Source organism: Pseudoflavonifractor sp. (genome assembly GCF_050943825.1).
In the GTDB taxonomy this organism is placed as follows: Bacteria; Bacillota; Clostridia; order Oscillospirales; family Oscillospiraceae; genus Pseudoflavonifractor.
Genome location: NZ_JBMNPX010000001.1, coordinates 72,185 through 90,617 on the forward strand (window position 1 = coordinate 72,185; position 18,433 = coordinate 90,617).

19 protein-coding genes and 1 pseudogene are annotated in these 18,433 nt (G+C 58.6%); 17 read left to right on the plus strand and 3 right to left on the minus strand.

Annotation, left to right across the window (positions count from 1 at the left end; all coding sequences use genetic code 11):
* The first annotated feature begins 158 nt into the window (after positions 1 to 158).
* The 6 genes from cas3 to cas6e are packed head-to-tail and all read left to right on the plus strand — an operon-like array spanning position 159 to position 7,151.
* Entirely contained in the window at positions 159 to 2,759 is a 2,601-nt protein-coding gene (cas3, locus tag ACOX7T_RS00385) for a CRISPR-associated helicase Cas3' (protein WP_433438777.1), read from the plus strand.
* Complete coding sequence (gene casA / locus ACOX7T_RS00390) at positions 2,671 to 4,188, plus strand: type I-E CRISPR-associated protein Cse1/CasA (RefSeq protein ID WP_433438779.1); 1,518 nt, start codon at positions 2,671 to 2,673, stop codon at positions 4,186 to 4,188. The genes cas3 and casA overlap by 89 nt, the downstream gene beginning before the upstream one ends.
* A complete protein-coding gene (gene casB / locus ACOX7T_RS00395) occupies positions 4,185 to 4,706 on the plus strand; it encodes a type I-E CRISPR-associated protein Cse2/CasB (RefSeq protein ID WP_433438781.1) in 522 nt (173 codons plus the stop codon). The genes casA and casB overlap by 4 nt, the downstream gene beginning before the upstream one ends.
* Positions 4,707 to 4,709: 3 nt before the next feature.
* Positions 4,710 to 5,852, plus strand: a complete 1,143-nt coding sequence (cas7e, locus tag ACOX7T_RS00400; protein ID WP_433438783.1) for a type I-E CRISPR-associated protein Cas7/Cse4/CasC — start codon at positions 4,710 to 4,712, stop codon at positions 5,850 to 5,852.
* Between the two features lie 10 nt (positions 5,853 to 5,862).
* Positions 5,863 to 6,546, plus strand: a complete 684-nt coding sequence (gene cas5e, locus ACOX7T_RS00405) for a type I-E CRISPR-associated protein Cas5/CasD (RefSeq protein ID WP_433438785.1) — start codon at positions 5,863 to 5,865, stop codon at positions 6,544 to 6,546.
* Entirely contained in the window at positions 6,537 to 7,151 is a 615-nt protein-coding gene (gene cas6e / locus ACOX7T_RS00410) for a type I-E CRISPR-associated protein Cas6/Cse3/CasE (protein ID WP_433438787.1), read from the plus strand. The genes cas5e and cas6e overlap by 10 nt, the downstream gene beginning before the upstream one ends.
* A gap of 230 nt (positions 7,152 to 7,381) precedes the next feature.
* Here the strand turns inward: cas6e and ACOX7T_RS00415 are convergent, their stop codons facing one another.
* From ACOX7T_RS00415 to ACOX7T_RS00425, 3 genes and pseudogenes are all read right to left on the minus strand, one after another.
* Positions 7,382 to 8,938, minus strand: a complete 1,557-nt coding sequence (locus ACOX7T_RS00415; RefSeq protein ID WP_433438789.1) for a recombinase family protein — start codon at positions 8,936 to 8,938, stop codon at positions 7,382 to 7,384.
* Between the two features lie 312 nt (positions 8,939 to 9,250).
* Positions 9,251 to 9,658 (minus strand): annotated as a pseudogene (locus tag ACOX7T_RS00420) (manganese catalase family protein); the annotation flags it as partial.
* Positions 9,659 to 10,135, minus strand: coding sequence for a spore coat protein CotJB (locus ACOX7T_RS00425; protein WP_433438791.1), 477 nt, complete (start codon positions 10,133 to 10,135; stop codon positions 9,659 to 9,661).
* A gap of 185 nt (positions 10,136 to 10,320) precedes the next feature.
* Here ACOX7T_RS00425 and ACOX7T_RS00430 point away from each other — a divergent pair, with 185 nt between their 5' ends.
* The 11 genes from ACOX7T_RS00430 (at position 10,321) to ACOX7T_RS00480 (ending at position 18,324) form a co-directional block, all read left to right on the plus strand.
* A complete protein-coding gene (locus tag ACOX7T_RS00430; RefSeq protein ID WP_433438793.1) occupies positions 10,321 to 11,052 on the plus strand; it encodes an N-acetylmuramoyl-L-alanine amidase in 732 nt (243 codons plus the stop codon).
* Positions 11,053 to 12,435 (plus strand): DNA repair protein RadA, encoded by a 1,383-nt coding sequence (gene radA, locus ACOX7T_RS00435; protein ID WP_433438795.1) that lies wholly within the window; start codon positions 11,053 to 11,055, stop codon positions 12,433 to 12,435. It abuts the gene before it with no gap.
* Positions 12,436 to 12,884: 449 nt separating this feature from the next.
* On the plus strand, positions 12,885 to 13,829 hold the full coding sequence (locus tag ACOX7T_RS00440) for a stage III sporulation protein AB (RefSeq protein ID WP_433438797.1): 945 nt from the start codon (positions 12,885 to 12,887) through the stop codon (positions 13,827 to 13,829).
* Entirely contained in the window at positions 13,823 to 14,335 is a 513-nt protein-coding gene (locus ACOX7T_RS00445) for a stage III sporulation protein AB (protein WP_433438799.1), read from the plus strand. Before ACOX7T_RS00440 ends, ACOX7T_RS00445 begins: the two co-directional genes overlap by 7 nt.
* A 48-nt stretch (positions 14,336 to 14,383) precedes the next feature.
* Positions 14,384 to 14,578, plus strand: a complete 195-nt coding sequence (gene spoIIIAC, locus ACOX7T_RS00450) for a stage III sporulation protein AC (protein ID WP_006572576.1) — start codon at positions 14,384 to 14,386, stop codon at positions 14,576 to 14,578.
* Positions 14,575 to 14,961 (plus strand): SpoIIIAC/SpoIIIAD family protein, encoded by a 387-nt coding sequence (locus tag ACOX7T_RS00455; RefSeq protein ID WP_433438802.1) that lies wholly within the window; start codon positions 14,575 to 14,577, stop codon positions 14,959 to 14,961. Before spoIIIAC ends, ACOX7T_RS00455 begins: the two co-directional genes overlap by 4 nt.
* Before the next feature lie 10 nt (positions 14,962 to 14,971).
* A complete protein-coding gene (locus ACOX7T_RS00460) occupies positions 14,972 to 16,087 on the plus strand; it encodes a stage III sporulation protein AE (RefSeq protein WP_433438804.1) in 1,116 nt (371 codons plus the stop codon).
* The gene (locus ACOX7T_RS00465; RefSeq protein ID WP_433438806.1) at positions 16,084 to 16,575 is read left to right on the plus strand and encodes a stage III sporulation protein AF; all 492 of its coding nucleotides are present in this window, start codon (positions 16,084 to 16,086) and stop codon (positions 16,573 to 16,575) included. The genes ACOX7T_RS00460 and ACOX7T_RS00465 overlap by 4 nt, the downstream gene beginning before the upstream one ends.
* Positions 16,572 to 17,096, plus strand: coding sequence for a stage III sporulation protein AG (locus ACOX7T_RS00470; RefSeq protein ID WP_433438807.1), 525 nt, complete (start codon positions 16,572 to 16,574; stop codon positions 17,094 to 17,096). Before ACOX7T_RS00465 ends, ACOX7T_RS00470 begins: the two co-directional genes overlap by 4 nt.
* A 28-nt stretch (positions 17,097 to 17,124) precedes the next feature.
* The gene (locus tag ACOX7T_RS00475; protein ID WP_433438809.1) at positions 17,125 to 17,748 is read left to right on the plus strand and encodes a SpoIIIAH-like family protein; all 624 of its coding nucleotides are present in this window, start codon (positions 17,125 to 17,127) and stop codon (positions 17,746 to 17,748) included.
* Between the two features lie 183 nt (positions 17,749 to 17,931).
* Complete coding sequence (locus ACOX7T_RS00480; protein WP_006572570.1) at positions 17,932 to 18,324, plus strand: Asp23/Gls24 family envelope stress response protein; 393 nt, start codon at positions 17,932 to 17,934, stop codon at positions 18,322 to 18,324.
* Positions 18,325 to 18,433 lie beyond the last annotated feature (109 nt).

An 18,433-nucleotide genomic window follows, 5' to 3' on the forward strand; every position in this document is an offset into this window, starting at 1 on the left:
AAGGAGACAAGTCAATGCGCCGATTTCGTTTTTATACTCGCCCAGAGCCAAAAAATGTGATAAAATAAAAAATAAAACTCATGCTTTAAATAGTCCTATTTAATGGACTTTATTAGGTGTAATATATTAAGATACATCATCTGGGAAAGGGGGCTGCTATGAGGATTGGTTTATTACAGGTTTGGGCAAAAACAGAACCATTTCAATCCATCCTGACACATTCCGAACTCTCCGGGATTGTTGCCCAGGTCATCGTAAAAAAAGCGGTTGCGCCCGGGGTGCGGCAGAAATTGCTGACGGCCTTGTCCTGCACGGATGAGGTGTTCTGCAATTGGATCGGATATCTGGTCTCACTCCATGATATCGGAAAGGTGGAGGGACAATTTCAGTACCGCTGGCCGCCGATGAAGGAGCGGATGGACAAGGCGGGATTAAGGCCCGTCCTCCACGAAGAATCCATCCGGCACGAGAAGACCACGTGGCGGTGCCTGCGGGAACGTATCTGGAGGACAGCCGGGCATCGCAGCGAGGCCAAATTTTACGCCGATATTCTGGCCGCGCATCATCAGGGGAAAAGCGGCGCAGAGGGTGAGCGGCAGAATCCCTTTTGGAACAGTCTGCAGGAGGAGCTGGAGCACCGGATGCGGCTTCACTTTCTGCACGCCGAGGAACTCTTCCTGCCGGCGCTGGAGAAGAAAGAGCGGGGAAGCGTGGGGGCGCTGCTGCTGGGAATTGTGATTCTGTCTGACTGGATTGCGTCCAGCGACTATTTTGCCCAGGCGGAGACCTGGTTCGGCCAGCCGGATGGGCAGGAGTATGCGGAACGTCTCGCGGAACAGTTCCTGGAGGCCAGCGGACTGGCGGCACAGACCGCGGAATTCGGCACAGAGTTTTGCGATGTGTGGCCCAATATCCCGAAGGGCGGAATGCGCGGACTGCAGACGGAGGTGGAGACTCTCTTCCGGCAGGCGGAGGAGCGCATCTCCCTGGTACTGCTGGAGGCGCCCATGGGAGAGGGCAAGACGGAAGCCGGTGTCTACGCGGCCCTTCATATGGCCCGGCAATGGGGAAAACAGGGCTTTTATGTGGGACTGCCTACGGCGGCGACCTCCAATCAGATGGTGGGGCGTATGCGGGCGCTGCTGGAGCTGCACCGGTTCCAGAAGCCCGTCCGGCTGCTGCACAGCACGGCCTGGCTGGCGGGCGATGAGGACAGACGGCCCTGGCCCGGATTTGAGACAGAGGAGGCGTGCTATGCCGCCCGCTGGATCCTGCCGGTGCGGCGTGGGCTGCTGGGGTCCTATGCGGTAGGGACCGTGGATCAGGCGATGATGTCCGTACTGCTGGTGAAATACGGAGTTTTGCGCCTGCTGGGCCTGGCGGAAAAGGCTCTGGTGATCGACGAGCTCCACGCCTATGATGTCTACATGGGCGAGATTCTGCACCGGCTGCTGGAGTGGTGCCGGGTGCTGGAAATCCCTGTGGTTCTGCTGTCCGCCACCCTTCCGCCGGAGAAAAAAGCGCAGATGCTGTCTGCTTTCACAGCGGAACCCATTCCAGCCTGCTATCCATCGGTCACAGCTGTCACAGAGTCGGGAAATGTGCTGGTCCGGCCGGTCGGCCGGACCGAAAAGCGGCAGAGAACGGCAGTTACCCTCTGCCCAATCTTACATCAGGCAGAAGACATAGCCGCAAAGGCGGTAGAGCTGACGGCGGAGGGCGGATGCCTCTGTGTTCTGCTCAATACGGTCCGGCAGGCCCAGGAGGTCTACCAGACGATAAAAAAGGGAGAATTTGATGGGGAACTGATGCTCTTTCATGCCAGGTTCCCGGCCGGACAGCGGGAGGAAATAGAGCGGCACTGTATCAGGCTTTTTGGAAAAGAGAAGAAGGAGCGGCCACGGAAGGCCATACTGGTTGCCACTCAGGTGGCAGAGCAGTCACTTGATGTGGACTTTGATGTTATGATGACAGCCATCGCACCCATGGACCTGCTGTTTCAGCGTCTGGGGCGGATGTTCCGACATGAGGATACACCACGGCCGCCCCATTTTGCCGCTCCGCATCTCTACGTACTGACACCCCGTGAGCCGGGAGCGTTTGGAGCGGACGGCATTGTCTATCCGGCGTGCCTGTTGCGGCAGAGCATCCGCCTGCTGGAGGGTAGAAATGTCATCCGGATTCCGGAGGATTTGCCGGAGTTGGTGGCACTGGGATACGACCTGAAGGAGGCGCCGCCGGAGGAGCTGCGTCACTGGCTGGAGCATCTGATGGAGGACCAGGTCAGAGCGGCGTCCAGCGGGTGTTATCTAATCAACGCTCCCAATAAGGGATATACCCCCATCAGAGAGGCTGAGAAAGTCCGGTTTGACGATCTGGAGCGCAGCAGCTACCTCTCTGCCAGAACGCGGCTGGGGGAGCCGACAGTCCGCATTGCACTTCTGCCGCCGGAGCGGTTCCGGTATTTCCTCGGGAAAAGCCGAAGGAGAGACGACGGGCTGTTTTTGTCAGAGACAAGCAGGGAGGAGACGCGGGAGATTTTGAAGGCCAGTGTCTCCGTCAGGGCAAGGCTTCTCCGGCACGGAGACAGGGAGACAATCCTGGGGGAAGGACTGCTGGAGGGGGTGGAAATCTATCCCGGCACGCAAGATAAAGACGGGAATATGTGGTGTGCTCAAGCGGATGGAAGCAGGATTGTGGCGGACAGAGAACTTGGAATATTTTTTGAGGGTGGTGATGCGTGTGCAGGCGTCGTTTAATATCCTGACACAGCCGTGGATCCCGGTCTCAGCGCCGGGCGGGACAACGAGAGAAGTAGGTCTGCTGGAAGCGCTGGAGCAGGCCCATATATTCCTCGGGATTCAGGACCCATCGCCTATGGTGGAGTACAGCGTCTACCGGTTTTTGATTGTCTTTTTAATGGACATGCTCCACCCGGAGGACGAAGAAGCGCTGGATGAGCTGCTGGCTGTGGGGCGGTTTGAACGGGATGTAATTCAGCGCTATGTGGACCAATGCGGGCGGGAGGGGGTGAGCTTTGACCTGTTTGATTCCAAGCGTCCCTTTCTTCAGACCCATTACTGCAAAGATTGGGATCGGGAGCCGAAACCGGTATCCACGTTGGATTACTCCCTTCCAAATGGGAATAACCACATCCATTTTGAACATAAGCGGGAGAAGGTTGTGTATACGCCCGGCAAGGCGCTGCGGATGATGCTGGCGGCGCAGACCTTTTGTACTGCGGCGGTGCAGGAGTATCCCTCCAATGTCAACGGCGCTCCGCCATGGTTTGCGCTGATTCAGGGCGAGAACCTGTTTCAGACGCTGGTGTTCGGTATGCTGGGGACGGACCGGACCGAACTGCCCCTTGACTGCCCACCGGTTCTGTGGCGCAATCCGGACGAAGTGGTGCCCAAACAAAAAGTAATCCGGACATCGTGGCTGTTTGGCATGCTCTTCCCGGCCCGGCGCATCCATCTGATTCCCGAGAAGGGCGGTGAACAGGTTTCCCATGTATACTTCAGCCAGGGAATGAACTATGAGAGAACAGACACCTGGACAGACCCCCATGTCACATATCAATACAGCGCAAGAGGACGGCTCAACTGGAAACCGACTGAGGATGAGACAATCTGGCGCAATCTGACAGATTTAATCGATATCAAAGGGAAACGAGCGCCGCAGATTGTGGCGCAGTATGAAAAACTGGACGTCTCTGAGCGCCCGCTGTTCCTCGTGCTCTACGGGGTCATGACAAAGCAGGCAAACTATATAAAAATCCAGCGTCATGACCTCAAGATACCAAAGAGGCTGTTGGGAAACGAAACCGCACTGCGCTTTATCGCAGGATATATCCACCGGGCAGAACGTCTGGGCCGGGCGCTCTATAAGGCGCTGACACAGGAGGAGATACCGGAAAGCAGCCGTATCCAGGCCAGGCAGAGATATTACGCCATCTGTGAGCAGCTTCTGTGGAGCCAGTTTGATGTGTTGGTTCAGCCTGGCTTTGACTGCGACGTTGTCCTGACCGCTGTTGTGACCCGGCAGTGCAGGGCGGCGGAAGAATGTGCGGACTGGACGCTGGAGCAGCTGACGCTGCGTGGGAAAACCATGCTCCAGGTCATGAATTACCGGCAAAAGATACTTGGAAAAGAAATCGCGGCAATCAGAAGGGGGATGAAGAGATGAGTTGTGAGGACTGGAGTGTTTTCTTCCAGCAGCTGGATGCGCTGCCCAAGGGGGAGCGCGTATCCCTGAAGCGGGCGGTCGGAACCATGCTGAATCAGGCGGATGGGCATGCCATGCGCGCCTTTTACCGGTGCCTGCCCTGTTCTGTACCGCCATGGCAGGAGGAGCGGGCATTTGCGGCAGCGTGTCTGCATTGCCTCTGGGACGCGGACGAGAAGTGCCGTCAGCCCATGGAGCAGATTTTCTATCAGCTGGGGCGGGACAAGGAGGTGTCGGAGAGCACCGGACACCGGCTGGAGACGCTGCTGGACCTCCAGTGGGACGAGGATGGGTTCATGCTCACAAAGCTGGCCAGACTGGTCCGGCTGGCAAAATCCAAGGGGTACGCGGTGGACTGCCGGAAGCTCTTGGAAGACCTGCTCTATTGGAACGGCGGGAAACAGAGCGTACAGCGGAAATGGGCCAGGGCCCTCTACATCAAACCGGAAGCAGCGCAGGATGAACAGGAAGGAGCATAATCCATGTTATATGAAATTCATATGCTGAAGAATTATCCCCCCGTCAATCTGAACCGGGATGAGTCCGGGGCACCCAAATCCTGTATATTTGGCGGAACAACCCGGGGCCGTGTGTCCAGCCAGTGCCTGAAGCGAAGCTGGAGGACCTCGCCGCTGCTCGCTCAGGCCATTGGGGCGGGGCAGCTGGGCATCCGGACCCGTCAGCTGCCCAGACTGGCGGCAGAGAGGCTGGCGGAGATGGGAGTCAGCCAGGAGTATATTGACGCTGTATTTCCCATGCTCAGCGGATTTGGCAACAAGGACGGCGCAGAGAATAAGGATGGCAGCTATACGGCCCAGATTATATTTTATGCGCCGGAGGATATTCAGGCTGTGGCAGAGGCGATTTATGAGAAGCTGAAGGACTGCTGGTCCGTGAATGAGGTTAAGGAGCTGAAAGCCAAGGAGCTGCAGGAGGCAGTCAAGGGTGCGGATGCCCGCCCCATCACGCTTGATATGGCTCTGTTCGGCCGGATGGTCACCTCCAACGCGTTCCGGGACGTGGAAGCCGCTATGCAGGTGGCCCACGCCATCTCCACCAACAAGCTGAACATGGAGTCTGATTACTTTACCGCCATGGATGACCTTCTCTCCGGCGGCACTTTGGAGGAGAAGGGAGCTGCAATCATCAGCGAAACAGACTACAACTCTGCCTGCTACTATCTGTATGCATCCCTGGACACGGATATCTTGCGGGAGAACCTGAGATACACACAGGACGCGGAGGAATTGATACGGGCTGCAATCCCTGCCCTGATCCGTACCATGGCGCTGGCCAATCCTTCGGGGAAACAGAACAGCTTCGCGGGGCATGTGCTCCCCAGCGCGATTCTGATTGAGTGCAAGGAAGAGAAGGTCCCGGTCAGCATGGTCAACGCCTTTGTGCGGCCCGTCAAGCCGGAGCCGGCCAATGACTATGACTTGATCAAAGGCAGCATTCAGGCGCTTGCTGATCAGGTTGACACCATTCAGAACAGCTTCGGATTGCATGTAAAGCGGCGGCTGTGGTTCTGCCCCGCGCCGTATACAGTTGTGCCGGAATGTGAGACTACGGTATGCGGAACCCTGCCGGAGCTTGTGGAGCAGATTGCCGGTACGCTGATGTGAGGCGGTTGCCATGGAAGAGAAGAAAACCTTATTGATTCTGCGGCTGGAGGGAGTGCTGCAGGCCTGGGGGGACCACTCCAAGTGGGACAGACGGGACAGCGGAGACTTTCCGAGTAAATCCGGTGTGGTAGGGCTTCTGGCCTGCGCTATGGGATTGGAGCGGGGAGACCCGGAGATTGCGGCGCTGTCCTCGGTCCTGCATATGGCGGTGCGGGCAGATCGGCCTGGCATCCGCATACTGGATCTCCATACGGCACAGGGGTATCCGCTTTATAATGCGGAGGGGAAGCCGCGCCAAAACAACACCGTCCTTTCGCGCCGGTGGTATCTGCAGGATGCCAGTTTTCTGGCGGTGCTGGATCTGCCCGATGAGTGGCGGGAACGGGTCGTGAAGGCGCTGAAGCGTCCTGCCTGGCCCATCTGTCTTGGCCGGAAGAGCTGTGTTCCGTCCCGCCCGGTTTTAGAGGAAGTCACAGAATCTTATGCCGGTCTGATGGACGCGATCCGGCGTTATCCAGTGTGTATCCGGGAGGGGGATGAGCCAAATCTGCATGCTCTGTACTACGAGTGCGAATGCCCGGAAGACGGAACAGGAAGCTATACCCGCCCGGATGAACGGGTTTCCGGCGGACGGGAGTTTGCACGCCGGACAGTATACCGAGGCGTTATGAAGAGAGGTGCAGAATGTATCTGACGAAGATTGACCTGCTTTCCCGCCAGTGGAGTATCCAACGGGCATTGGGTGATTGTCAGCAGCTCCATCAGATGATAATGGGGCTCTTTGAAACCGATCGAAAGAGCGCCGGCGTGCTCTATCGGGTACGGGAGGGCAGCTGTGCGCTGGCAGTATATCTCTACTCTAATCGGCCGGTGAACCGGGAACGTATACTGCCGGGGATGCGCTTTTCCGGCGAGCGGGAGCTGACCCCATGGCTGGACGCCATGGGGGAGGGACAGATTTGGAACTTTGATCTGTTGGCATCTCCGACGAAAAAAGTGGTGCGGGGTGAGGGAAAAAACAGCCAGCGGCGGGTCCTCCGTACGTTGGAAGAGCGCTGCGCCTGGCTGGAGAGAAAAGGGGACCAGAACGGATTCCGGTTGCTGAACTGCCGGGAGATTGAAGGCAGCCAGCTGACCGGGCGGCACACACAGAAGCGCGGGGGACGGATGTATCTGGATCAGTACCATTACCAGGGGGCGCTCCAGATTACAGATGCGGAGCAATTCCGAAAAGCTGTGCAGGGAGGAATTGGACCGGGAAAATCCTATGGTCTAGGGATGCTCCTGCTAAGCCGGTAACAGTTCAGAAAGCCCCATATATGCGGGGATGAACCGTGCGATTCTGTTAGCGGAGAGCCGGTTGAAAATGTATACCCCACCTATGTGGGGATGAACCGCCGGATTTCAGCGCTAGTGATTTTTTGTCTTCGTTGCTCCACATGTGTGGGGATTGAACTTCCAGAGTGTGATGAATGCTCAGATGAAGATTCCGTACATACACTCACCCGATGCAGAGATCTGCCCTGTGCTCAAAAATTCCAGTGTATCTCCACCGGCGGGGCCTTTTCACCAGGACGCCGTTTCCCGACCAGGATATAGTCGATCAGAATCTCCACCATTTCCCGGGTCAGATGCTCCGGGTTGATATAGCGCTGGATACGCTCTTTTCTATCATCCCCGGCGGCAATCCGGGCATTGAGTTCCGCCAGTTGCTGGCGGTCAGCTTCCATTCGCTGCTCCAGCTGCGCCCGTTCTGCGGAAAGCTCCTTTGACAGGACAAGAAAATCCATCTCGGATAAAATACCACGTGCCTTATCCAAATAGAGGTCCCGTATCGCTTTGGCAAGCGCCTCCTGGCGGCGCTGGAGCGCTGCCAGCTGCTGCTGGAGACCGGCTCTCTGGGCCAGCAGGGTACTGGAGAATTCCAGATTTCGCTCCAGCTCAGTCAAGTCAAGGAACAGGGCCGAGAGCCGGTTCAGCTCCTGAATTACGATTTGTTCCAGTTTCTCTACGGAGATGAAGGCGCCGACGCAGGCATCTCTGGATACATGGCGGCTGGAGCACTGAAGGTAGTGTCTGCCGCGATTCTTTGTGGAGCGCATCGTGTACCCACAGCTGGCGCAGCGGACCTTCTTCGCAAACAGCCCAACAGAGCCGGATGTAAAGGGCTTTGCCTTCTCGGAAATCAGCATCTGAACCCGTGCCCACAGATCACGGTCAATGATGGGGGTGTGGGTATTGTTCACCCGAATCCATTGTGTCCTGGGCTGCGGCCTGTTCTGCCTGGACTTGTAGGAGACACTGCCGTACCGCCCCTGGACCATGTTGCCGATGTAGAGCTCGTTGGTCAGCATGTGGGCAATGGCGGGGTATTTCCAGAGTGTTCCCGTTTTCCCGGGTGGGGCGCTGTACCGCAGTCCCTTTTGCCGCTTGTACTCCGTGGGGTTTGGGATGCCCTCCTCATTGAGAATTCGGGCGATGGCTGTTTTCCCGTATCCCTGAGAGAAGAGAGTGAAAACCCGCCGGACCACAGCAGCGGCCTCGGGGTCGATAACAAGGTGTCCTTTGTGCTCCGGGTCCTTCTCATATCCGTAGAGGGCAAAGGAACCTATGTGGAGCCCTTTTTCACGGCGGTTGGTGAGTACGCTGCGGATGTTTTCCGACATGTCCTCCAGGTACCACTCATTCACCAGACCATTGATTTGCCGGGATTTCTTGTTGCCTCTGTTTTCTGTGTCTGCGTTATCCACGATGCTGACGAACCGGATTCCCCAGAGGGGGAAGAGGCCGTGTATGTACTTCTCCACCAGCTCCAGTTCGCGGGTAAACCGGGACTGGGTTTTGCAGAGGACAATCTGAAATCTGCGTGCCTCCGCGTCCGCCAGAAGCCGCTGAAATTCCGGGCGGTTTCGGTCTGAGCCTGCATAGTCATCATCGCTGTAAATGCGAAAAACTTCCCAGCCCTGCTGCATGGCGTACTGCAGAAGCATGGATTTCTGGTTCTGGATGCTGGCGCTGTCATCTGAGGCAGAAGCCTTGTTGTGATCCTCCTCAGACAGGCGGCAGTAAAGCGCAACGCGGGACATTGGATATCACCTCTGAATAGGGTGCGGTCCCCTGAAGCCTTATGGTCAGGGGACCGCTTTTGTGTGCTTATCTGCTTCCAGCCGCGGCAGAATTGGACCGCTCAATCTGATTGATCAGCCGAATCCAGAGCTGCGTGTACCGTTCTGTCGTGAGTGGAGTGCCCGATTTTTGAAAGACGCTCCGGCAGGAGGGGGGCGGAAGGTGTTCCATAGAAGATACACTCCTTTCCGTACAACCTTATGCCCGGTATTTTGCTGATAGGATGACATTTTTTATGAACGCGGAGTGCATTGTCCTTACAGCAATGCACCATCTGCTGCCATGTCCTCTGACAGGTCGCAGATGACGTCGCCTTTCACGCCGATTCCGGCGGCATTCCAGGGGGAACCGGAGGCGGCGGTGGGATAGATACCGGTGGTATGGTCCACAAAGTAGGGCGCAAAGCCGCCCTCCCGCACCTGCTGGTCATTGAGCCCGCGGGTGAGCTGATGGACAATGGCGCCAATCATCTCCAGATGGCCCAGTTCCTCGGTGCCGATGTCGGTCAGAAGACCCTTCAGCTCCGGGTAGGGCATGGCGTACCGCTGGCTCAGATAGCGGATAGAGGCACCTAATTCACCGTCAGGACCACCGTACTGGCTGATGATAAAAGAGGCCAGCCTGGGGTTGGGGGTGGCGATTTTTACCGGGTACTGGAGCTTTTTTTCATAGACAAACATTTACTTGGTCCCTCCCTCGACGTAATTCCAGGGCCACGGATCCTTGAGCCAGGAGGCCCAGGTCTTCTCACCGGCAGCAGAGCGCTGGAGCAGCGGGCCATGGGCGGCCTCATACTGCTCACGGGAGGCCTTCTCCATGGCGGCGTACTGCCGGTAGAGTTCAAAGGCCTCGCTGTCATCCTGGTGGGTGTCCAGATAGAGGCCCAACTCCAGCAGCACAAATTCCAGGGCCTGGAGCTCGGCCAGATGGCCGTTGACCACGTTCCGGCCGTCGACCTTGATATGGAAGGGAAGGTTCAGTCCGGGGTAGAGGGTACCATTGTTCAGCGCGTCCGCCTGATTGTAGCGCTTGGCGCCTGTCTGCTGAAAGGGTACATAGGGCACCGCCAGGGGTGCGCACTCCGGAAGGATACCACAGCCGTCGCTGCACCCGGAGGCGGGCGGAGTGGGCGTTGGCGTATTATGATCGGGATACAAACAGGTTTCCTCCTTCACAGGTTTCACAGGAAGGACAGCCGAAGAGGGCCGCCCTTCGCACCATCCTATGCCATCCGCAAGGGAGGAGAAACCGCTTCTCATCCTCGTGCCTTTGTGCTATAATTCCCATAAGGCCGCATAGCGGAAGAAATCTCCTCATAGAATCTCGGGAGGAGGTGTCTGCCGTGAAAAACGCAGCCTGGCAAAAATTTTTTTCCCGCACGCTGGCGCTCCTGGCCCTGCTGGGCGGAGGAGCCCTTCTTCTGTTAAGCAGGGGCGGTGGGGAAGCGTATTCCGCCCTCTCAGCTGCCCGGTTTGACACGGAAACCGTAGTCATAGACGCAGGACACGGCGGGGAGGACGGCGGCGCGGTGTCGGTCACCGGTGTGGCGGAGAGCGGCATCAATCTGGCCATCGCCCAAAAGCTGGATTTGCTCTTCGGCATCTATGGTGTGCGGACGGAGCTGCTGCGGACAGAGGATATCTCCCTTCATGACAGCAACGCGGATACACTGCGAGAGAAAAAGACCTCCGACCTCCATAACAGGGTGGCGCGGATCGAGTCGATAGAAAACGCCACCCTCATCAGCATTCACCAGAACACATATCAGAGCGCCCAATACCGTGGTGCCCAGGTGTTCTATGCGGACAGTGAGACCTCCCTACCACTGGCCCAGGCCGCTCAGGACGCCCTACGGCTGGTGGACCCGGACAACACCCGCAAGCCTGCCAAAATCAGCGAGAGCGTCTACCTGATGAATCACATTACCTGCCGGGCTATTCTGGTGGAGTGCGGATTCCTCTCCAACCCGGAGGAGGACCTGCTGCTCCAGAGCCCGGCGTACCAGCTGAAGCTGGCGGGTGCCCTGTGTGGCGCGTACCTGCAATATCAAGATTCCCAGCAAGGAGTTCTTTGAATGAAAGCGAAAACGGTTTTTTACTGTACAGAGTGCGGCAATGAGACGCCCAAATGGGCCGGTCAGTGCCCTTCCTGCCGGGCGTGGAATACCCTGGTGGAGCAGCCTGCAGAGACGAAGAAAAAGACTGCCTCTGTCCTGTCGGCCAGCGCCGCGGGACAGAGGCGGAGCGGGGGAGGGTTCAACCGTCCCCGGCCCATCAGCGAGGTTTCCTCCACCCATGAGCTGCGCTTTGAGACCGGCATGAGTGAGCTGGACCGTGTTCTGGGCGGCGGCGCGGTGAAGGGCTCACTGGTGCTGGTGGGCGGCGCGCCCGGCATCGGAAAATCCACGCTGATGCTCCAGATCTGCGACAACCTCTGCCGCTTTGCCAAGGTGCTATATGTATCCGGCGAGGAGTCCGAGCGGCAGATTAAGCTGCGGGCTGAACGGCTGCATGTGAACGGAGAGGGGTTGTACCTGCTCTCCGAGACCAATCTGGACGACATTGTGGAGGCGGTGAATGAGCTTCAGCCGGACATCCTGATTGTAGACTCCATCCAGACCCTCTACAACGGAGAACTGACCACCGCGCCGGGCAGCGTGGGGCAGGTGAAGGACTGCACCATGACCCTGATGCAGCTGGCCAAAGGACAGGGAATTACGGTCTTTGTCATCGGCCATGTCAACAAGGAGGGCTCCATTGCCGGCCCCAAGGTGCTGGAGCACATGGTGGACTGCGTGCTCTACTTTGAGGGTGAGCAGAACATGGCCTACCGGATTCTCCGGGCGGCCAAGAACCGGTTTGGTGCCACCAACGAAATCGGCGTATTTGAGATGGCGGACACGGGGCTGACAGAGGTGCCCAATCCGTCTGAGATGCTGCTCTCCGGACGGCCGGAGAATACGCCGGGGACCTGTGTCACCTGTGTGATGGAGGGCGTGCGGCCTGTGCTGGCAGAGGTGCAGGCGTTGCTGGCGCCCACCAGCTTCAATGTACCCAGGCGGACCAGCAACGGCTTTGATTACAACCGGGCCATGCTTCTGCTGGCGGTGCTGGAGAAGCGGGGTGGGCTGCTGGTGAATTCCTGTGACGCCTATATCAATGTAATCGGCGGCCTGAATTTGGACGAGCCAGCCGCAGATCTGGCCATGGTGATGGCGCTGGCGTCCAGCTTCCGGGACAAGCCCATCCCCAGTGATTTGGTAGCAATCGGTGAGGTCGGTCTGACCGGAGAGCTGAGAGCGGTCAACGGCCTGGGACAGCGGCTCAGCGAGGTGCGGCGCATTGGCTTTACCAAGTGCCTGATTCCGGCCCGCAACAGCGGTAAGCTGACAGAACCGGAGGGCCTTCAACTGATTCGTGTACGAAATATAAGAGAGGCGTTGGCTGCAATCTTGTAATCAATTCTCAGAAGCACTTCCGGGAGTATCGGGATGCTGCGGTAAGGAGCGCCGATGTTTTGGCACAAAGTTTACACAGAGCTCTGCCATGTCGGGTTTGCCGCAGGAACCAGCGCGGGCCAGACTGCAGTATCCGTCGCTCTGGTAGACGCAGTCGCTGGTACAGATAATAAGACTCATAGCACACAACACCTTATGAAAGAATACCTGAAGAAACAGTTCATAGTCTGCCCGGGCTGTTCCGGTTTTATTTAAACCGGAGTCAGGCCTGAGATGTACAGGCAGCAGCCTTTTGAAACTTCAAATACACGTTTTCCCTGCAAAAGACAGCCTTGGGCGCGGACAATGTCCGCGCCCTTTCTTTTTTGTGTTGGACAAGGATTCATATTCCGGCCGGTACGCTCATAGGATTATGCCAGTGATACAAGCTGCAAAAGAGGAGGGTTCCTATGAACAGAGGCATGACAGAGGATGCGGGTGTGCGGTTCCGTCAGGCGGCGGCCCTGCTGCCGTCCCGGCTGCGTCAGGCAGCGGAACGGATGAGCGGGGAGCAGCAGTGCCGGGCGGAGGAGCTGCGGCTGAGAAACGGCTACCCCATCACAGTATCCGGACCGGAGGGAGAACGGGTCATACCCGGCTGTGAGCAGCTGCCGCTGACCGAACGGGATTTGGGTCAGGTGCTGGAGATTGCCACCCAGGCCTCTGCCCACACGGTGTTGGAGCAGGTGCGCAACGGCTTTGTCACCGTAAAGGGAGGACACCGCATCGGTATCTGCGGCAGCGGCGTGGTGCGGGACGGCGAGGTGTGCAACCTGCGGCGGCTGTCTTCGCTCTCCATCCGGATAGCACGTGCGGTACCGGGCATCTCTGCCGGAATTTTGGACGGGCTCACAGTGGGCGGCGTGCTTCAGAGCACACTGATTCTCTCGCCCCCCGGCGGAGGAAAGACCACGCTGCTGCGGGACATTATCCGGGCCGTCTCTAACGGAGATGGTGTTACGCCCATGCGGGTAGGGATTGCCGACGAGCGTGGAGAGCTGGCCGCCATGTACGATGGCCTGCCGCAGCTGGACGTGGGCCGCCGGACCGATGTGCTGGACGGCTGTCCCAAGGGGACGGCGCTGCTCATGCTGCTGCGGGGCATGAATCCCCAGGTGCTGGCGGCGGACGAGATCACAGCACCGGCGGACTGTGCGGCGCTGGAGGCAGCCGCCAACTGCGGCGTGACGCTGCTGGCCACCGCCCACGCCTCTGGCACGGAGGACCTGTCCTCGCGTCCCCTCTACCGGAGGATGATGGAGGCGGGGATATTTCAGCGGGTTGTGCTCATACGGGGCAGTGGAAGAAGCCGCACCTATCAGGTGAAGAGGCTGGAGGGAGGCGTGACATGCTGAGGCTTTTGGGCGCGGTGCTCCTCACCGGCGGCGCGGGAGCGCTGGGCTTTGGAGCGGCAGCCAGACTGAATCGCCGGGTACATATGCTCCGCCTTTTTACCGAGGCGCTGGAGCGGATGGAGCGGGAGCTCTCCTTCCGGCTGACCTCAATTCCCGAACTGTTTGCGCTTCTGGCTGACCACCTGTCGCCGCCGGTAGGGACGTTTTTTGCCCGCTGTCGGGGCAGCCTCTTCCGTCTGGGCGAGGAGCGGCTGGAGGACCTGTGGCAGAATGCTTTGGTTGAGTCCGACCTGGAGCTGGAGCCTGAAGAGCAGCAGATTTTGGAGACACTGGGCGGTATCCTGGGCCGCTACGACAGCGAAGGGCAGACACAGGCGCTGGCACTGGCCCGGGAACAGCTGGAGCAGTGCCTGGAGGCGGCTGTGTCTGAGCGGGCCAGAATGGGAAAGGTATACGGCGCGCTTGGGCTGGCTGCCGGGGCCTTCCTGGTGATTGTACTCTTGTGATACATAATACCCTGCCGCATGGCGGAGGAAAGGGGAAGTTAAACTGAAATGGACGTCGATCTGATTTTTAAAATTGCCGCCATCGGCATTCTGGTCTCAGTGCTCAATCAAGTGCTCACCCGCTCGGGACGGGATGAACAGGCCACCATGACCACGCTGACGGGGCTGGTGGTGGTGCTGATGATGGTGGTGCAGGAGATCAGCGATCTCTTCAATCTGGTAAAGAACCTGTTTGGCCTATGACGGACATTCTGAAGATTGCCGCCGTAGCCATCTCGGCATCCCTGTGCGCGGTGGTGGTGAAAAAGCAGGTCAGAGAGCTGGGCCTGGTACTGGCGCTGACTGCCGGGGCGGTTATCCTCGCCGCCGCTCTGGAGGCCCTGCAAAGCGTGCGGGAGCTGTTGGACGAGCTGGCTCAGACAGCAGGGCTGGAGCCAGCCGTGCTGGCTCCAGTGGTCAAGACGGTGGGTGTAGCCATCATTACCAGAGTGACGGTGGAGGTCTGCAAGGACGCGGGAGAGGGCGGCATCGCCGCCTTTGTGGAGATTGCCGGGTCGGCAGCGGCACTGTACCTGGCCCTGCCGCTGGTGCGGGCGGTGCTGTCCGCCATTACCGGCCTGCTTTAGAGGTGCACATATGAAAAAATACAGGATATGCGCTGCGGTCCTGGTTGTGCTGATGCTGCTCTGCTACGGAGCCCGGGCGGTGGAGACAAAGGATGAGGTGCTTTCTGCACAGTCGGAGGCGCTGGATCTCCACGGTCTGGAGCAGGCGGCGGAAGAATATGGCGGTGGACAGGCTATCACGCCGGACACCGGACTGGAGGAAGGGCTCCAGTCCATTTTGGATACCGGAAGCGACGAGGTGTTCGGTGTGGTGCGCAAGGCGGTGCGCAGCGGTGTGCTGCTGCTTGCGGTGGTGCTGTTCTGCGCCCTGGCCGATGGAATGAAGGCGGCAGGTCAGCTGGGCGGCGGGATTGACGTAGTGTCAGTTACCGGGGCACTGGCTGTTGCAGCCCTGGCGGTGGCTGACGTGAATACCCTTATCGGGCTGGGACGGGAGGCCCTGGACAACATGAACATGTTTTCCAAGGTGCTTCTGCCCACCATCACCGCCGCGGCCGCTGCCAGCGGTGCACCCAGCGGCGCCGCGGCCCGCCAGTTGGCCACCGTGCTCTTTTCCGACGTGCTGATGTCACTGATTACCCGGCTGCTCATTCCATTGGTCTATGCCTACATTGCCGCTGCCACTGCCTATGCAGCTCTGGGCAACGAGGGACTCAAACGCATCGGCGGCGTGCTCAAATGGGTGGTAACTACGGTACTCACGTCGGTACTTATCATCTTTGTGGGGTATCTGACGGTCTCCGGCGCCATCGCCGGTACGGCCGACGCGGCTACGGTGAAGGCGGCCAAGTTTGCGGTGTCCAGCGTGGTCCCTGTGGTGGGCGGTATTCTCTCCGATGCGGCAGAAACCGTTCTGGTGGGAGCCTCAGTGCTGCGAAATACGGTGGGGGTATTCGGCATGCTCACTGTGCTGGGAATCTGCCTGGTGCCCTTTCTCCAGCTGGGCATCCACTACCTGGCCTACAAGCTGACCGCCGCGCTGACAGGCACCGTGTCGGCCGGACGGGTCACGGGCCTGATTGACAGCATCGGCGGCGCCTTTGGGCTGGTGCTGGGCATGACGGGTGCCTGTGCGCTTTTGATGTTGGTATCCATTGTTTCGGCAATTTCGGTGGTGACAGTATGATAGAACTAATCAGGGAGTGGCTGGTGGGTATCACCTGCGGCGCCATCATTGTAGCTCTGGCGGATGGCCTGTCTCCCAATGGGACTGTGCAGAAGATCGGCCGCCTCACCGGCTCTCTTGTGCTGGTACTGGCCATGATTCAGCCTGTGCTCCGGGTGGACAGCCGAACATTTGCCGGGATTCTGACCGAATACCGGGTGGAGGCTATGGGGACAGTGGACACACTGGAGGAGGAGAACGGCAGATTGATGAAAGATATCATAGCCGACGAGACCAGCGCATATATTTTGGACAAGGCGGAGGAGCTGGGGGTTGTCTGCCAGGTCCGGGTGACCGCCTGGACGGAGTCAGGGGACTATCCGGTGCCCGACGGGGTTGAGATTACAGGCGATCTGACCCAGGGAGAGCAGGCCGCGCTCACCCGGGTGATTGCGGCAGATTTGGCCATCCCGGCAGAGCGGCAGTACTACGTGGAGGATGTGGAATGAAAGGGACATTTCATTGGGAGAGGCTGACCCAAAAGACGGCGGAGCTCTTCCAAAAATATAAGTATGTGCTTCTGGTGATTGCGGCCGGCATTGTACTGCTTCTTCTGCCAGTGGGCGGGGAGGACAGTCCCGCATCGGGCGGTACAGAGAGTCAAAACGAGAGCGGCGGAGAGGTTTTCCAGGTGGAGGAGATGGAGCAGAAGCTGGAACAGGCCCTCTCCAAGGTGGACGGAGCGGGGGAGGTGACAGTGGTTCTCACGGTGAAAAGCAGCGCCCGGCAGGTTCTGGCTCAGGATTCCACCCGGTCCGGGGAGGAGAGTACCACCAGCACGGTGGTAGTGTCCACCGGATCGGGTACGGAGGATACCGTGGTGCTTCAGCAGGTCTGTCCGCAGTACCAGGGCGCGCTGGTGGTCTGCCCGGGGGGCGGTGACCCGGCGGTCTGCCTCAAGCTGGTGGACGCGGTGTCCGCCCTTACCGGGCTGGGGGCCGATAAAATATCCATATGCAAATCAAAATGATGATAAACAGTGAAAGGATTGGTTCAGTATGAAGCTCTGGAAACGAAACGCGGTGGTGGCGGCCATCGTCCTCTTTGTGTGTGTGGCGGTCTACCTCAACTGGTCCTACCACAAGGACAACAGTACGGACGCCGGAAAGACGCTGGGGGAGGCAGCGCTGGTGGGCGGACAGACCAGCGATCCTCTCCTGACAGGCAGCACGGCTTCCGCCTCGCCTTCGCCCTCGCCCAGCGCCGGGGAGAGCGGCGAGACCTCTGCCCAGCAGACAGAGGGCAGTACATCAGAGTCCAGCAGCAACTACTTTGACTCCGCACGGCTCAACCGGCAGCAGGCCAGGGACAGCGCTCTCTCGCTGCTCCAGGAGGCCGCAGGGGATGAGAATGCCGACCAGACCATGAAGGACGAAGCCAACGCCTCCATTCAGACTATGGCCAGCGTCACTGTCAGTGAGGCCCAGATTGAAAATCTGGTCACCGCCAAGGGCTATGCCGACTGTGTGGCCTTTATCGGGGATAACAGCGTATCCGTGGTGGTGTCCAACAACGGCGCCGGTCTCACGGATGCGGATGTGGCCAGAATCACCGAGATCGTTACCGACGAGACCGGCATGGAGGCCAGCCAGATTAAAATCATCGAGGCCACAGAGGAATAGGACCGGAACAGCCGGGCGGCCGGTCTGCGGGGAAGGAAAACCGCAGGCTGGCCGCCTGCCTGCGATCCGGCAGAAAGGTTTTCAGAGCATGGATAAAAATATGTTTGTTATTTTCCCCGGTTTGTGGTACAATGCTTAAAGATATCGGACCCTATACTGTACGACATAAGGAGTGTGACCTTTATGGGCGAAGGCAGAGAGTATGTTTCCCGCCCCGATGAGATGGGAAATATCCATATATCCGAGGATGTTATGGCGGTTATTGCCGCCGCCGCCGCGCTGGAGGTAGAGGGTGTCGGCAGCCTGGCCGCCAATCTGGGCAACGATCTGGTGGAGATGCTGGGCGGCAAGAAGAACCTGGCCAAGGGTGTCCGCGTTTCCAGCAATGAGGACGGCAGCCTGACTGTGGATGTGGGCATCCTGGTGAAGTACGGCTACACCATCCCCGAGGTGGCCGCCAAGGTGCAGGATGCCGTGTTCTCCAGCCTTGAGAATACCAGCGGTTTGACGCCCGCGTGCGTCAATGTGAATGTCTCCGGCATCACCTTTGACCGGGACGCCAAGCGGCCCCAGTAACACCTGCCATAAAAGAGCATTGGGCGCGGCCCCCGCGCTCAATGCTTTTTTGCGTACAGGCGCAAAACTGGGGGTTTATCTTTGGTCGGACTTTGTATATAATAGGGTT